Source organism: Pseudomonas sp. H1_D05 (assembly GCF_054682705.1).
Genome location: NZ_CP162825.1, coordinates 6355167 through 6370446 on the forward strand (window position 1 = coordinate 6355167; position 15280 = coordinate 6370446).

At 58.1% G+C, this 15280-nt stretch carries 18 protein-coding genes; 9 read left to right on the forward strand and 9 right to left on the reverse strand.

Annotated elements, in window-relative coordinates; genetic code table 11:
* The first annotated feature begins 26 nt into the window (after window positions 1-26).
* Both AB4O11_RS28495 and ppnP read left to right on the forward strand, forming a co-directional pair.
* Window positions 27-569: a 3'-5' exonuclease gene (locus tag AB4O11_RS28495; protein ID WP_095048433.1), complete on the forward strand. Its 543-nt coding sequence runs from the start codon at window positions 27-29 to the stop codon at window positions 567-569.
* A 105-nt stretch (window positions 570-674) separates the two neighbouring features.
* Window positions 675-959, forward strand: a complete 285-nt coding sequence (gene ppnP / locus AB4O11_RS28500; RefSeq protein ID WP_003226701.1) for a pyrimidine/purine nucleoside phosphorylase — start codon at window positions 675-677, stop codon at window positions 957-959.
* 71 nt (window positions 960-1030) lie between these two features.
* On the opposite strand, the gene AB4O11_RS28505 is transcribed toward ppnP, so the two are convergent.
* On the reverse strand, window positions 1031-1837 hold the full coding sequence (locus AB4O11_RS28505) for an MOSC domain-containing protein (protein WP_460129679.1): 807 nt from the start codon (window positions 1835-1837) through the stop codon (window positions 1031-1033).
* Window positions 1838-2003: 166 nt separating this feature from the next.
* Window positions 2004-2939, reverse strand: a complete 936-nt coding sequence (locus AB4O11_RS28510; protein ID WP_064391361.1) for a chemotaxis protein CheV — start codon at window positions 2937-2939, stop codon at window positions 2004-2006.
* A gap of 454 nt (window positions 2940-3393) precedes the next feature.
* Here AB4O11_RS28510 and AB4O11_RS28515 point away from each other — a divergent pair, with 454 nt between their 5' ends.
* The 3 genes from AB4O11_RS28515 (at window position 3394) to AB4O11_RS28525 (ending at window position 5898) form a co-directional block, all read left to right on the forward strand.
* On the forward strand, window positions 3394-3861 hold the full coding sequence (locus tag AB4O11_RS28515) for a hypothetical protein (RefSeq protein WP_093435088.1): 468 nt from the start codon (window positions 3394-3396) through the stop codon (window positions 3859-3861).
* A gap of 487 nt (window positions 3862-4348) precedes the next feature.
* Window positions 4349-5242 (forward strand): sensor histidine kinase, encoded by an 894-nt coding sequence (locus AB4O11_RS28520; protein ID WP_093435091.1) that lies wholly within the window; start codon window positions 4349-4351, stop codon window positions 5240-5242.
* Complete coding sequence (locus AB4O11_RS28525) at window positions 5239-5898, forward strand: response regulator (protein ID WP_093435094.1); 660 nt, start codon at window positions 5239-5241, stop codon at window positions 5896-5898. Before AB4O11_RS28520 ends, AB4O11_RS28525 begins: the two co-directional genes overlap by 4 nt.
* Here AB4O11_RS28525 and yegS read toward each other — a convergent pair.
* Window positions 5882-6799 carry a lipid kinase YegS gene (gene yegS / locus AB4O11_RS28530; RefSeq protein ID WP_093435097.1) on the reverse strand — a complete coding sequence of 306 codons (918 nt, stop codon included), beginning with the start codon at window positions 6797-6799 and terminating at the stop codon, window positions 5882-5884. The genes AB4O11_RS28525 and yegS overlap by 17 nt on opposite strands.
* A 312-nt stretch (window positions 6800-7111) precedes the next feature.
* On the opposite strand from yegS, the gene AB4O11_RS28535 reads away from it, so the two are divergent.
* Window positions 7112-7420: a hypothetical protein gene (locus tag AB4O11_RS28535; RefSeq protein WP_460131169.1), complete on the forward strand. Its 309-nt coding sequence runs from the start codon at window positions 7112-7114 to the stop codon at window positions 7418-7420.
* A 61-nt stretch (window positions 7421-7481) separates the two neighbouring features.
* Here the strand turns inward: AB4O11_RS28535 and AB4O11_RS28540 are convergent, their stop codons facing one another.
* Both AB4O11_RS28540 and moaB read right to left on the reverse strand, forming a co-directional pair.
* Complete coding sequence (locus tag AB4O11_RS28540; protein ID WP_460129682.1) at window positions 7482-8708, reverse strand: molybdopterin molybdotransferase MoeA; 1227 nt, start codon at window positions 8706-8708, stop codon at window positions 7482-7484.
* On the reverse strand, window positions 8692-9231 hold the full coding sequence (gene moaB / locus AB4O11_RS28545) for a molybdenum cofactor biosynthesis protein B (protein WP_460129684.1): 540 nt from the start codon (window positions 9229-9231) through the stop codon (window positions 8692-8694). Before moaB ends, AB4O11_RS28540 begins: the two co-directional genes overlap by 17 nt.
* A gap of 91 nt (window positions 9232-9322) precedes the next feature.
* On the opposite strand from moaB, the gene mobA reads away from it, so the two are divergent.
* Together mobA and AB4O11_RS28555 are read left to right on the forward strand one after the other, a co-directional pair.
* Window positions 9323-9916, forward strand: a complete 594-nt coding sequence (gene mobA, locus AB4O11_RS28550) for a molybdenum cofactor guanylyltransferase MobA (protein ID WP_460131172.1) — start codon at window positions 9323-9325, stop codon at window positions 9914-9916.
* A 78-nt stretch (window positions 9917-9994) separates the two neighbouring features.
* Window positions 9995-10216, forward strand: coding sequence for a YgdI/YgdR family lipoprotein (locus tag AB4O11_RS28555; protein WP_007908660.1), 222 nt, complete (start codon window positions 9995-9997; stop codon window positions 10214-10216).
* An 80-nt stretch (window positions 10217-10296) separates the two neighbouring features.
* On the opposite strand, the gene AB4O11_RS28560 is transcribed toward AB4O11_RS28555, so the two are convergent.
* From AB4O11_RS28560 to AB4O11_RS28570, 3 genes are all read right to left on the reverse strand, one after another.
* On the reverse strand, window positions 10297-11187 hold the full coding sequence (locus tag AB4O11_RS28560) for a pseudouridine synthase (RefSeq protein ID WP_460129686.1): 891 nt from the start codon (window positions 11185-11187) through the stop codon (window positions 10297-10299).
* 70 nt (window positions 11188-11257) lie between these two features.
* The gene (locus AB4O11_RS28565; protein ID WP_093435111.1) at window positions 11258-11575 is read right to left on the reverse strand and encodes a transcriptional regulator; all 318 of its coding nucleotides are present in this window, start codon (window positions 11573-11575) and stop codon (window positions 11258-11260) included.
* A gap of 112 nt (window positions 11576-11687) precedes the next feature.
* The gene (locus tag AB4O11_RS28570; protein WP_093435113.1) at window positions 11688-11924 is read right to left on the reverse strand and encodes a glutaredoxin family protein; all 237 of its coding nucleotides are present in this window, start codon (window positions 11922-11924) and stop codon (window positions 11688-11690) included.
* Window positions 11925-12131: 207 nt separating this feature from the next.
* Here AB4O11_RS28570 and AB4O11_RS28575 point away from each other — a divergent pair, with 207 nt between their 5' ends.
* Window positions 12132-13844 (forward strand): cation:proton antiporter, encoded by a 1713-nt coding sequence (locus AB4O11_RS28575; RefSeq protein WP_460129688.1) that lies wholly within the window; start codon window positions 12132-12134, stop codon window positions 13842-13844.
* Here the strand turns inward: AB4O11_RS28575 and AB4O11_RS28580 are convergent.
* Window positions 13841-15049: an ammonium transporter gene (locus AB4O11_RS28580; RefSeq protein WP_095048442.1), complete on the reverse strand. Its 1209-nt coding sequence runs from the start codon at window positions 15047-15049 to the stop codon at window positions 13841-13843. The two genes, AB4O11_RS28575 and AB4O11_RS28580, sit on opposite strands and share 4 nt — an antisense overlap.
* Window positions 15050-15280 lie beyond the last annotated feature (231 nt).

Sequence of the window (15280 nt, forward strand, 5' to 3'; positions counted from 1 at the left end):
AGAACGCGGAAATCAGGAACCCTGCGATGCCTCACTGGCTGGTCATAGATCTGGAAGCCACCACCGATGAGGGTGGCTGGCCAGTCACCGAAATGGAAATTATCGAGATCGGCGCCACCCTGGTCGATCGCGCCGGGCGCGAGCAGGATCACTTCCAGCGTTTCGTCAAACCGACGCGACGGCCGTTGCTCACGCCTTTTTGTCGTGAACTCACGCACATCACTCAGGCCAATATCGACTCGGCTCAGCCGTTGACTGAAGTCTGGCCGGCGTTCGAACGCTGGCTCGCGCAACATCAGACACGCCTTGAAGGCTGGGCCAGTTGGGGTGATTACGACCGCAAGCAGTTGTTGCAGGAGTGGCAGCGTCTGCAAATCGACAGTGGCTTGAGCAAAGTGCCGCACATGAATCTCAAACAACGCTTCGCCAAGGCCCGCCGCCTGGAGCGTCCATTAGGCCTCAACGGTGCGCTGCAATTGGCCGGCATGCAGTTCAGCGGCCAGCAGCATCGGGCACTGGAAGATGCGCGCAACACTGCGCGGTTGTTGCCACTGGTGTTGCCACTCTAGGGTCAATTCGAGAACTCACCGGACAGACGCCGGGCAGGTGACGGCGCGAAAAGCCTTGTGCATACTGGCCGCCTCCAATTTCTAACCCTTTTCGAGGAATCGCCCATGTTTAAAGTCAACGAGTACTTCGACGGCACCGTCAAGTCGATCGCCTTTGGCACCGCTGAAGGCCCGGCGACCATCGGCGTCATGGCCCCGGGCGAATACGAATTCGGCACCGCTCAGCGTGAAATCATGCATGTGGTTTCCGGCGCACTGACCGTCAAACTGCCCGACAGCAGCGACTGGGAAACCTTCGCCGCCGGCAGCCAGTTCAACGTCCCGGCCAACAGCAAGTTCCAGCTGAAAGTTGCGGTCGACACCGCTTACCTGTGCGAGTACCGCGGCTAAACCCACGGCTTTCACTGCGATAAAAAAATGCCCGTGTCCAAGGACACGGGCATTTTCGTTTCAGAGACGGATTACTCGAGAATCTCCACCGGCATGCCGACTTCGAGTCGGCCATTGTTGTCGTTGACCAGATTCTGGCCGAACATCGCACCATCGACTTCGGCGCGGTACTTCTGCAAGGTGGCCAGAGGCTCGCGGTCGGCACTGCGCTCACCGGTTTGCGGGTCGATGGTGGTGAGGATACAACGCGAACACGGCTTGACCACGCGGAATTCAACATCGCCAATGCGAATGCGCTTCCAACTGTCTTCGGCATAAGCCTCACTGCCTTCGATCACCAGGTTCGGCCGAAAACGCAGCATTTCCAATGGTCGTCCGACCTGTTGCGAAAGGTCCTGCAAAGAGGCCGCGCCGATCAACAACAGCGGAAATCCATCAGCGAACGCGACCTGATCGTCATCCTTGCCGAAGCCTGCCTGGGTGGTCCGGGCGCGATCCAGCGGCACCTGCACCAGCCGGGTCGGTTTGCCGATGAAATCGCTGACCCAACGGGCCGCCTCATCACCGGCATCCGGCACACGCAAGGTATCGCGCCAGATCGTCACGCCACGCAGTTCGGCATCGTTGCCCGGCAAGGCGATTTCGATGGGAGGCTGTTGCGGCGCACTAAGGGTCAGACCGCCCTGCGCATTCCATAGCGCCGACAACTGACTCATCTTCGCTTCAGCACGCTGGGTCAGAAAGCGGCCGCTGGCCTCGTCCACGAGCATCCAGCGTCGATCGCCATCAAGCCCCAGCTTGTCGAGATCAACACTGCGCAGCACATCGACTTTGCCGGATTTCAACGGGTAACGATAAAGCGCGCTCAGACGCAGCATGGCCAGCTCCCTGGAGGGTAAAAACGCCACCCTATACGAGCTTGATCAGGAATCAAAGAGCAATAACTGTGGAGTGAGCCTGCTCGCGATAACGGTGTGTCAGGTAATGATTCGGGGCTGACACACCGCTATCGCGAGCAGGCTCACTCCTGCAATGGGTGTGTGATCAGGCCGGAACTTCGTCGAGCATCAGACGCTGGCGAACCACGTCGACCAGTTTGTCCGGCTGGAACTTGGAGAGGAAGTTGTCGCAACCGACCTTCTTCACCATCGAATCGTTGAAACTGCCGGACAGCGAAGTATGCAGCACCACGTACAGGCCACGCAGACGCGGGTCGTTGCGAATTTCGGTGGTCAGGCGATAGCCATCCATTTCCGGCATTTCCGCATCGGTGAAAATCATCAGCAGCTTGTCGGTCATGTTGACGCCGGTGTCGGCCCAGGCCTTGAGCATGTTCAGCGCCTTCAGGCCATCGCTGGCAATGTGCATTTTTACCCCGAGCTGGCCGAGGGTGTCGCGTAATTGCGAAAGTGCCACGTTGGAGTCGTCGACCAGCAGCACTTCACGGCCGCGAGCGCGTTCCAGCACCGGATCATCGAGTTTTTCACGCGAGACCTTGGCGTTGTACGGGACGATTTCGGCGAGGACTTTCTCGACGTCGATGATTTCCACCAGTTGATCGTCGACCTTGCTGATCGCGGTCAGATAGTGCTGACGCCCGGCGCTGGTCGGCGGCGGCAGAATGGCTTCCCAGTTCATGTTGACGATACGATCCACACCGCCCACCAGGAAGGCCTGCACCGAGCGGTTGTATTCGGTGACGATGATCGTGCTGTTGGGCCCCGGCACCAACGGACGCATACCGATCGCTTGCGACAGGTCAATGACCGGCAAGGTCTGACCGCGCAGATTGACCACTCCGCACACAAACGGATGACGCTGCGGCATCAAGGTCAGTTTCGGCAGTTGCAGCACTTCCTGAACCTTGAACACGTTGATTGCGAACAACTGCCGCCCGGCCAGTCGAAACATGAGAATTTCCAGGCGATTCTCACCCACCAGTTGCGTGCGTTGGTCTACCGTGTCGAGAATGCCGGCCATCAATGACTCCTGGGCTTGTTCTGATGAATTCACTATGTGAGGTTATCGGCGGCAAATCGCAGTTCTTGATTGCCATACCCGACCCCATCAAAAATGCCATGAACAGGCATTGATGTCACATTAACATCATGGTTTACTGGCCCGGTGATTTTCATCTGCTACATTCTCTGCGGCGCGACCTCGGTTTGCACGGTAGGTTCCCGCGTCTAAGGGATTCCCCTAGTAACAATCAGGCCCAACCTGATATTCGCAATATCCAATAGCCATTAATGTGACGCCATTCTCATTGCATGAACGGAGTCAGGCTATTGTGTGCGATCGCAGTTCAGTGGAAACAAGCCCTCTGGAACCTCTCAGTCTGTGCACTTGCACGTCTGGGCGCGATCTCCCGACGATTCACGATCGTCGCCACACACGGCATTCCCTCATCAGACATGACGTTGTGGAGATAAGCATGCCAATGGACCGCAAAGAGTGGGTACAACGCTTCCCCGAATTCCTTGTCGAGGCCGAGCAACTCCTGGCCAAGTCCGAAGAATGCCTCAGCCATCTGCAATTGATCAGCAATGACAAGGACGCCATCGAGTGCATGCTCGGTACTCTGCTGAAACTCGCACGCAGGGCTGAAGCCCTGGCGCTGGAGGCAATTTCCGAGTTTTCCCTGCACATTTACAGTCTGCTCAACCTCAATCAGGATCACGTCGACCTTCACGAACAGGCCCTGCAAGCCTTGCAGGATTGCTTCACATTAATGGCCTGGCAGCTTGAACTGGTCGATCAGCAGACAGGGCAACTGAGTCTGGATGAAAGTGAGCAGGCTTCGCTGCTCGAAGCATTCGCCTTCCAGGTCAACCAAAGCCGCCATCAACCGCCCCGGACGGGCAAACGTTTGCCCCAACTGCCCTACTCGGGACAAGCCTGACCCGCACTCGGTACCCGCGCAAGCACTTGGTACACAAGCGTTGAATGTCGCAATTGAATAGTTCATACCTGCCAGCGACAAGTCGAACTAAATAATCACTGAAAGCCGACGCCGATATTTTTTGCCGGCCTCAGGGTTTACCTGTGTGCAAACAAGCACAACTTCAGGCAACACTGACATCTATCGAACACAACAAATCGACTTTTCCATTATGGAACTTGCGTCCAATATCACGTATTTCCTGACTCAATGGACATATATAGCAAACGCGACCAACGGTATCTTAAGTGGTATTATGCCGCCCATTAGTTGCTTTCAAATTAGTGGCACAGTGACCTCAGAGATCGCTATCCACTGATGATTGGGCGGCCAATACGTTTACTGAACCGCGTTGAAATCAATAACATAATTGATAGCATTTTCAGACAGAGACCCGTCAGCCACCGGCCGGTCTGCCCGCAGCGAACATCCATTGGCTCCATCCGTTATGTACGCCAGCCTCAAGTCAATCACTACATGGCCACCCTCCCGCGAAAATGCTCGCCGGTTCACACTCATACTGTGTGTCGCGGCCACGCTCGGCAGTTTGCTGACCTACGCTCTTTCAACACCACTTTGCCTGGGATTGCTGCTGCTCGATATCGCTGCTACTGCGTGCGTCTGGGTGCAATATCGACTGTCACGCAAATCGATCAAGTTTCAGCCGCAGGAACTCGCTGACCGCTTGCTGGAAGTCCAGGAAAACGAGCGTCATCGCCTCAGCCGCGAACTGCACGACGATATCGGCCAACTGCTGACGGCCGCCAAACTGCAAAGCGAATGGCTCAAGCGGCGCATGCCCGACGACTTGCAGGAACAATGCACCGCGCTGTGCGACACCCTGGAAGAAACCCTCAACAAGGTGCGCGACGTTTCAGCCATTCTCAACCCGCGCCAGTTGACCAGCCTGGGACTTGAAGCCAGCCTGCGTGCGCACCTGCTCAAGACATTGGCCAACACTAACGTGCACTGGAGCCTCGATTGCCAGCAGCGGCTCAATGGCATTCCGGAAGAAATGGCAGTCGCCGCCTTTCGTATTACCCAAGAGGCTGTTACCAATATCCTGCGTCATGCCCAGGCAAAAAATCTGGTGATACGCGTGCAACGTCTGCCCAAAGGTCTGACGTTGCTGATCAGCGATGACGGCCTGGGATTCGCCCCGGCGGCCAACCCCGGTCGTGAAGGACAACGAGGCATGGCCGGGATGGCCGAACGAATCGAGCAACTGGGTGGCACCCTGAACGTCATCAGCGAACCGGGCAAAGGCACTCAAATCGAAGCACTCTTCCCGTGGGCGCCACGCGCACTCGAGCGGGCCAGTACGAATAAGGTTATGCGTTGACTTGCAACTTACTTCTGGTGGATGACCACTCGCTGATCAGGGCCGGCGTGCGCGCTCTGGTGCTGGATATTCCCGGTTACGCGGTGATTGGCGAGGCCAATGACGGTTCGCAGCTGCTCGAAATGGTCGAGCAACTGAATCCGGATATCGTGTTGCTGGATATCTCCATGAAAGAAACCGGTGGCCTGGAAGCCCTGCAACGGCTCAAGCGGGTACGCCCGCAGAGCAAGGTGTTGATCCTGTCGATGCACACCGATCCGGCGCTGATCATGCAGGCGCTGGAATCCGGCGCCCACGGCTACCTGCTCAAGGACACCACAGCGACAGAACTTGAGCATGCACTGGAAGCCCTGCGCAACAACGAGCGCTACCTGAGCCCGGCCATCGCCCATACCGTCATCAATCAGGCGCTGACCCGTAATCAGAAGCAGCAGCCGGAGGCAGCCGACTCGCACAATCTGACCGCGCGCCAACTGGAAATCCTGCGCTTGATCGTGCGCGGAAAATCCACCCGGGAAATCGCCAATGGCCTGGGCCTGAGCATCAAGACTGTCGAGACCCACCGTTCACAGATCATGAAGCGACTGCAAATCTACGACGTGGCGGGTCTGGTGCTGTTCGCCGTGCGTGAGCAGATCATCAGCCTGGACGACTGACCAGCCCGGCGCTGCTCAACAAGGGAGAATGTTCCGGCAAATGCACGCGCAACGCCGCCGGACGCGCCTCGAATCGCATGCTGTCACCTTCGAGCGGTTCGCCATCAAGATTGATGCACAGCCCCTCGGCCACCTTGATTTCGACCCATGGCAAACGGGTGCGAACAAACATGTTGTCGATCCCGAAACCATCGCTGAGCAGCGTCTTCAAGGTGCCCACCAACTCTTGGGGCGCCGGCAGAATGCTGATATCCAGCAAGCCATCATCGGCCAGCGCCTCCGGGCACAATACGTGTCCACCGCCGGCCTGTCGGCCATTGCCGATACCCAGTGCCAACAGCTCGCCACGCCAGTGAAAATCCGGCCCCTGAAGTTCGCCGTAAGCGGCATGCAGCTCGCTGAATCGTGACAAGCCAGTGAACAGATAAGCAGCACCGCCAAGTACTTTTTTCAGGTCCTCGGAGGTATTGGCCGTGACCTGGCTGCCGAAACCACCGGTGGCCATGTTGAGAAAAATCTGCCCGCCCACTTCACCCAGATCGATGGCGCGCGGTGGCACATCGAGCAGCTCAAGGGCTTCGGCAGGCTCCAGTGGTACGCCGGCGGCACGGGAAAAATCGTTGGCAGTGCCCAAAGGCAGGAGTACGAGGCTGGCTTTGCCAGGATGCGCGGCGAGCGCTTCGGCGATATCGCGCAAGGTGCCATCGCCGCCCCCGGCAATGATTTTCGTGTAGCCGTCGGCCAAGGCTTGTTCTACCCAGCGCTGTGCGTCCCCTGCCTCCCAAGTCAGACGCACGGCCAGCTCCCAGCCTTGCTTGCGCTTGTCCTCGACGGCGGTGCGTACCGCCTCGTTGAGTGCCTGCTTGCCATGCAGAATCAACAGCGCCCGGCGTTCACTCATAACATCACTCCCAAATCGATCGGTTAAGACATCTTGACCACTGGCGCACGCAAAAAAGCCGTCATACCCGTAATTAATTCAGCCTCCTGGCGCCGGACGTCCTACACAGCGGTACCTTTTCTTACAAAACATGCGGAATCGGCTTAATTGACCCGGTTCGAGCATTGCGTCACCGTGTGTAGGCGGTATCGATTTTCAATCCAACACACAAGGACGTGCATGTAATGAGTGGATACACCCCATGGGCTCTTGCCGGTTCGAGAGCTGGAAAAGGTTGCAAGCAAACAGTTGAAACAATCGGTAGATGCTTCCATGCCTGGTCATGAAGCGAGAATACCCATGAGCCCGGTTGGACCGATTGTCGAAAGTCGCGCGAATCACAAGTCCGATTTCAAAAACAGCGGCAGAACCACTGGAGAAGTTGATATGGAACCCCGTGTTACCGAGCTGGAAACCCATCTCAAATACCTTCGACGGGACATGGACGAAATTCGCGGTGATGTCCGAACGATCAAACACCGGCTTGCGTACTCGGCGGGTGCAACAGCGGTAGTGCTGGGTTTGCTGGGCTGGGTGGCCAATAGCCGATTCGATCAGCTTGTGACATTGATCAGCAATTAATTGAATCAGTCATTGCAGGCGCCGCCTGAGTCAGCCGACGCCTGCATTTACGAGATAGCGATCAGTCGAGCAAGTCACTCAGCGGGATGAAGACCACTTCGTCTCCGATGCTCAGCGTGCGACCTTCCAGCACTTCGACCAATCCATCTGCCCAAGCGGCGCTACGCAGTACACCTGAGCTCTGATTGCGGTAGACAGTCGCCCGTCCTTGCTCAAGGCGGCCTCGCAGGTACTCACGCCGATTGCCTGCCACCGGCCAGTCAAACCCCGCTGGCACGGTGAACTTCAGCGGCTCGACGACCCGAACGCCCTGACGGCGTAACAGATAAGGCCGAGTGAGCAGCGCAAAGGTCACCAGTGTCGACGCCGGGTTGCCTGGCAAGCCAATGACCGGCACGTTGCGGAAATGGCCAAAAGTTAGCGGTTTTCCGGGTTTGATCGCCAGCTTCCAAAGGGCAAGCTCGCCCTCTTCACGCAATGCGACACCCAAAAAATCCGCCTCACCCACCGACACGCCACCGGTGGAAAGAATCAGGTCAACATCCTGCAACTCCCCCAGACGGGTGCGGGTAGTGGCCAAATCATCCGGAAGAATACCGGCATCGATCACTTCACAACCCAGTCGTTGCAGCCAACTGCACAGCAACACTCGATTGCTGTTGTATATCTGTCCCGGCCCCAGGGCCTGGCCCGGCTCGACCAATTCATCGCCAGTGGAAATCACCGCAACACGAACCTTGCGCACGACCTTCAATCCGGCGCAGCCCAACGATGCGGCTAATCCCTGCTCTATCGGACCCAGCCGAGTTCCGGCGGGCAGGATCAGTTCACCGACTGTGGTTTCCTGACCTTGCGGGCGAATGTTCTGCCCGGCCTTCATCGGTTCAAGGAAACGCACCCGTTCATCGGTTTGAACCTCAGCGTTTTCCTGCATTTCCACGCAATCAGCGCCCGCGGGCACCGGCGCCCCGGTGAAGATCCGTGCACAGGTGCCCGGCTTCAGCGGTTCGGGGGATTGCCCGGCAAACACCTTCTGACTGACCGGCATCGGTTCGCCCGTCCAGTCGGCCAGATTCAGCGCATAACCGTCCATGGCGCTGTTTGGCCAGGGTGGCAGATCCAGCGTCGAAATCAGGTCTTCGCCCAGCACACGCCCCTGAACCTGAGCCAGCGGCAAATACTCATGCTCGACAATCGGCGACGCCTCGGCCATGTCGAGCAGGCGCTCCAGCGCCAGCTCGACCGGCATCAGCGCTCCGGTCTTGCCCGGCTTACCCACGGGATTCACAAGGCGCTGCCTGCTTCAAATGAGTCACGAAGTTGCACGGGCGATGACGCGCGTCCAACTGCTCGCCCAGGATGCCATCCCAACCGGTGCGTACGGCATTGGTCGAACCTGGCAAACAGCACACCAGCGTGCCGTTGGCCAAACCGGCCAGCGCACGGGACTGAACTGTCGAGGTACCGATATCGGCTACCGAAACCTGCCGGAACAACTCTCCAAACCCGTCGACCTGTTTATCCAGCAGGCAGGCAACCGCTTCCGGCGTGCTGTCGCGACCGGTAAATCCGGTACCGCCGGTGATCAGCACGACCTGCACGACATCGTCGGCAATCCAGGTGGCGACTTGCGCGCGAATTTTGTAGAGGTCATCTTTGAGCAAAACCCGCTCCGCCAAACGGTGGCCCGCCGCCGTCAAGCGATCGACGAAGACCTGGCCTGAGGTGTCGGTTTCCAGAGTTCGGGTGTCACTGACTGTCAGCACCGCAATATTGAGCGGCACGAAAGGTACATCAGCCTTGGCTTTCATAGGCTCGTCCAGTTGTAGGAGAAACAGCCCGGTGTTATATCACAGCGCCCTATTTTTTCGCCGCCCCTCTGGAGAGCTGCCATGACCCGCGATTCGCAATTGCCCCCCCTGCTCCATTCTGCTCCTGGCAGGCGGGCGCGGCCAACGCATGGGCGGTCAGGACAAAGGCCTGGTCGAGTGGCTGGGCGAACCTTTGATTGCACATTTGCAGCGTAGGGTACGCGGGCTGACTGACGACCTGATCATCTCCTGCAACCGCAACCGCGAGCGTTACGCACCGTTTGCCGATCAATTGGTGGTCGATGACGAGGGCGATTTTCCGGGGCCATTGGCGGGTATTCGTGCCGGTCTGAAAGCGGCGCGCCATAGCCACCTGCTGGTTTTGCCGTGCGACGTTCCGCGAATTGACGCCGCGCTGCTGCAAAGCATGCGCGAGACTGCCAATCAGCATCCTGAAAAACCTTTAATGTTGCGCCATGACGAGCATTGGGAACCCTTGCTGTGTGTGATTCCGGTGGCTCTTCTAACGGCTTTCGAAGATGCCTGGAATGCCGGTGAACGCAGCCCCGGCCGGGTCATGCGCGGTCTCGGCGCCACTGCCCTGGAGTGCCCTGACAACGACCCGCGGCTGGCCAACCTGAACACCCCCGAACTGTTAAATTCCCATAACACTGTGTCAGACTGACACCATTCAAGGAACTCTCACGCCTTGTATACGTCTCAAGCTCAGTAACCAAAAGAATTCCCATTCGGAGACACACCCATGACTCAACGGACCCTCGCCACTTTCATGCTCGCACTGGGCCTTGCCACCCTCGCCGGTTGCTCGTCGCCTACAGTGATCACCTTGAATGACGGTCGCGAAATCCAGGCCGTCGACACCCCGAAATACGATGACGATTCGGGCTTCTACGAGTTCAAACAGCTGGACGGCAAAGAAACCCGCATCAACAAGGATCAGGTTCGTACCGTTAAAGAGCTGTAAGCTCTGGATCGACACCGGATACAGAAAAGCCCGCATTGATTGCGGGCTTTTTCATGGGCGCTCGAAAAGTGAAGTCGATATCACCACTGCAAGGTGATCCGGCTCTCGAATTCGCGCTCCTCACCGGTCACCGGGTCGATAAACCGCAAGCCTTGCGCCAGCAGCTTCAACGGATTGGCATAGTCATCCTCGACGTCTTTCAACACCTGCGGATAGAACGGATCGTTGCAGATGCTCGCCCCCAGCGCAGTCATGTGGACGCGCAGTTGATGTTTCTTGCCAGTCACCGGAAACAAACCATAGCGCCACAGATCGCTATGCTTTTCCCGAACCTCCACCGCCGTTTCGGTATTACTGGCACCCACGCCTTCCTGCATGCGGAAAAACGGTTCGCCATCGACCAGACGGCTTTTGTGCACCAAGGGGAAATTCAGATCGGGCAGTGCCGGAGCGATGGCCTCATAACGCTTGTCGATCTGCCGCGTGGGGAACAGCGACTGATAAGCCGATCGGGTTTGCGGATTGGCCGAGAAAATCACCAGTCCCGCCGTATGCCGGTCGATGCGGTGCAGCGGCACCAAGTGAGGATTGTCCAGGCGATGAATCAGCCTGCGCAACAGGGTTTGCTCAACGTATTCGCCGGCGGGCGTCACCGGCAGAAAATGCGGTTTGTCAGCCACCACCAGATGTTCGTCTGCATACAGAATCGACTCGACTACCGGGATCGGCTTCTCGTCCGGCACTTCGCGAAAATAATGAATCCGCAGACCTTCCTTGTAAGGCAAGTCCACCGGGATCGGCTGGCCATGGCCGTCCAGCACACGTCCCCGAGCGATGCGGTCCAGCCATTGCTCACGGTCAATGGCGCTGAAATGCTCGCATAGACAATCGAGTACGGTCAGCCATTTACCGGGCGGCAGATAAAGTGTGCTCGCCTGATTCTGAGCAGCGGAAAATGTAGATGTGGACATACGAAAATCGGACCCTCAATGCAGGGCGGCATTATCCAGCACTGAGGGAAACGAACCTAGCGCAGAATGTTCAGGCCGGAATTGTTTTCAGCGCTGCGGCGTCAGTGAATTCCTTGAGCCAGCGCAATACATCAACTGCCTCCCAGCGCCCCGGATCGTACAAGGCGTAGAGCAGCCCCTGATAACCGACCACATCCAGTTGCTTGTGGTAACCGGCACGCTGAAACAAGGCCTCGATTTCGGCAAAGCAAGTGTTGAAATGCAGCTTGTTGAACGGCGTCTTGCCTTCCGTGACCAGCCCGTCCAGGCGCAATTCGAGAACGGCCTCGCGCACCACGTCAACCGACATCCGGTTCACGCTGTTTTTCAACTGTTCGACATTGACCACGGTTCATCCCTCTGACGCATTTACTGTATGAACATACAGTAACCGATGAAACCGCAAAATGCCAAGGAATGCATGGCAGTAGCGACCGGCGGGATAAACCAGAAAATGCGGATTAACCCAGAAACGCGACGACCTCATCAGCGCTGAATGGCCAGTCCAGCTCAGCCCCGCTGTCGACACGGCGCAACACCGGAATCCGCAGGCTATAAGCCTCGAACCAGGATTCGTCTTCAGCGATGTCGACCAGTTCCACCAGCAAGCCGTGCTCGACAAAAGGCATCAACTCGGCCTCGGCGACTTCACACAAATGGCATCCAAGGGTGCCGAACAGCTGACATTCAGGAGGCATGATTGCTCAACCAAAAAATGAGTGGGCCTATTCTAGGCCGCACCTGAAAACCCGTCGAGCCAGCGCCGCCCAAAGGCTCCAGCCCCTCAACAAAGGGTCACAGGCAAAACCCTGACGCAAATCAGTCCACAGAAAAATCATTTGCGCGATCCTCCCGGTCTTTTTGCCTCTACGCTTGAAAAGCCTGATCTGCCATCGGAGTGTCCAGTGTTTGCCAATCTGTTGATCATCCTCGCCTCGTCCCTCGTGGTCATTGCCCTGTTCCGTCGCCTGCGGTTGCCACCGGTTCTGGGTTACCTGTGCGTCGGACTGCTGGTCGGGCCGAGTGCCTTCGACTGGGTCAACGAAAGCGAACACTTGCCTGACGTAGCCGAGTTGGGCGTGGTGTTTCTGTTGTTTTCACTGGGCCTGGAGTTCTCCCTGTCGAAGATGATCGCCCTGCGCCAGGTGGTGTTTCGTCTCGGCAGCCAGCAGGTGCTGATCAGCACCGCGCTGCTCGGTTTGCTGCTGATGCTGTTGGGCATGCCGATGACGCCGGCGCTGTTGCTCGGTGCCGGGCTTTCGCTGTCCTCAACGGCGATTGTGACCAAAGAATTGGGCAGCCTCGGCGAGGTGTTCAGCAGTCATGGCCAGAATGCTGTCGGCGTTTTGCTGTTTCAGGACGTTATCGCGGTATTGCTGCTGACGTTGGTGCCGGTGTTTGCCGGCAGCAGCGAACAAGCCTGGTACTGGGCGTTGCCTTTGACCCTGGCAAAAACCGTGGTGCTGTTTGTCGGTCTGCTGCTGGCCAGTCGCTGGTTACTGCCGAGGCTGTTTCATGAAGTGGCCGCGTCACGCTCGGCAGAACTGTTTGTGCTGCTGGCGCTGGTGATTGTGCTGTTGACCGCGTGGCTGACGCACCTGCTGGGGCTGTCCCCTGCCCTTGGTGCGTTTCTGGCCGGCATGTTGCTCGGTGAAAGCCACTATCGACACCAGATCGAGGCGGATATCCGGCCGTTCCGCGACATTCTGCTCGGGGTGTTTTTCGTCAGCATCGGCATGCTCATCGACCTGCAACTGTTCGTCAGTCACAGCCTGCTGATCCTCGGGCTCACCGTCGGTTTGATGGTGATCAAGGGTATCGTCGTGGCCTTGCTGGTGAAGTGGCGCGGCAGTGACAGCGAAACAGCATGGCGCAGCGGTCTGGCGCTGGCCCAGGGGGGCGAGTTCTGCTTCGCCCTGATGGCACAGATGCAGCAACACAGCATGATGCCCGAAGCACTGAGCGACCTGCTGCTCGCGGCGACGTTCTGCTCGATGTTGTTGACGCCCCTGTTGCTGCGCGCAGCGCCACGCATCGCAGCAGTGCTGCACCGCAAACCCAATCAGGAGGCGCAAATCGAAGAGATCAGCGCCCTCAACGCCGACCTCAACCAGCATGTGGTGATTTGCGGCTACGGCCGCGTCGGCCAATCCATCGGTCGTTTCATGCGCAACGCCAAGCAGCCTTTTATTGCGCTGGACAATGACCCGGTGCGGGTACAGGAAGCCGCCAGTGGAGAAAGCGACGTGCATTACGGCGACTCGTCGCGCGGCGACCTGCTGACCGCCGTGGGCCTGCTACGCGCCAGACTGTTGGTGGTTGCTGTGGATCAGAGCGACATTGCCCTGCGTATCCTCAAGGAAGCACGTCGGCTCAACGCCCACGTACCGATACTGGTGCGTACCCGCGACGACAGCCAGTGGGCCGAACTGAAAGCCGCCGGCGCCACCGAAGTGGTGCCGGAACTGTTGGAATCGAGCCTGATGCTCGCCTCTCACGCCTTGATCATGCTCGGCTTGCCGGCGCATCAGGTGCAGGAAAAAGTCGATCAGGTGCGCATCGACCGGTATCGCATGCTCCACGGTTTTTATCCCGGTAGCGACGATGCCGAGACTTAATCCTGACTTACCGCGCCGATCTTGTGCAGCGACAGGTCGGCGCCGTAATACTCTTGTTCCTGACTCAAGCGCAGCCCGTGCAGCGCCTTGATCACGCCGTACACAGCGAAGCCACCGATCAGCGCCACCGCAACACCCAGCGCGGTGCCGATCAACTGGCTGATCAAGCTGACGCCGCCAATACCGCCGAGCGCAGTCTGGCCGAAAATCCCGCAGGCAATCCCGCCCCACACGCCGCACAACCCGTGCAATGGCCACACACCCAAGACATCGTCGATGCGCCATTTCACCTGGGCGGCGGTAAAGCACCAGACAAACAGTGCACCGGCGATCGCGCCAGTCACCAGCGCGCCGACCGGATGCATCAGATCCGACCCGGCACAGATCGCCACCAACCCTGCCAACGGGCCGTTATGCAGAAAGCCCGGGTCATTACGTCCGACAAGCAGCGCCGCCATGGTGCCGCCGACCATCGCCATCAACGAGTTGACCGCAACCAGACCGCTGACGCCTTGCAGCGTCTGCGCGCTCATCACGTTGAAGCCGAACCAGCCGACAATCAGAATCCACGAACCCAAGGCCAGAAAGGGAATGCTCGACGGTGCGAACGCCACCAAACGACCGTCGCGATAACGGCCATTACGCGGCCCCAGCAGCAATACCGCCGCCAGCGCCAGCCAACCGCCCATGGCGTGCACCACCACGGAACCGGCAAAGTCATGGAAAGCGGCACCGAACTGTGCCGTCAGCCACGCTTGCAAACCGTAGTTGCCGTTCCAGATCATGCCCTCGAAAAAGGGGTAGATGAACGCGACAATCAAGGCCGTGGCGCACAACTGCGGCACGAAACGCGCGCGCTCGGCGATACCGCCGGAAATGATCGCCGGGATCGCTGCGGCAAAAGTCAGCAGGAAGAAAAACTTCACCAGTCCATAACCGTGATCGGCACTCAGTACCGCCGCCGGCTGCATAAAGGTCACGCCATAGGAAATCCAATAGCCTATAAAGAAATAGGCCAGGGTCGAGACGGCGAAATCACTGAGAATTTTCGACAGTGCATTGACCTGGTTTTTCTGGCGCACCGTGCCGACTTCCAGAAAGGCGAAACCGGCATGCATCGCCAGCACCATCACCGCACCGATCAGAATGAACAAGGTATTGGAGCTGTGAACCAGAGTGTCCACAGCGCTTTGCAGATTTTCCATAAGCAGGCAGACCTAAAGGCGAAAAAGGCACCAAAGCGGTTCATGCGCACATTTCATGCACCAAGTTGCGACCACGCAGTCACAGATCCGAAGGTCCGACGAACCGCTTTGGCGCACGAGATCGATGTCCTGACACGAACCGGGCTTGTTTGGGATAAGGTTTCTCGAGGCGCACGCCCGGCAACAGCGCACAACCGCCGGGGAACGCACCACGACACAGCAAAAGTTGTA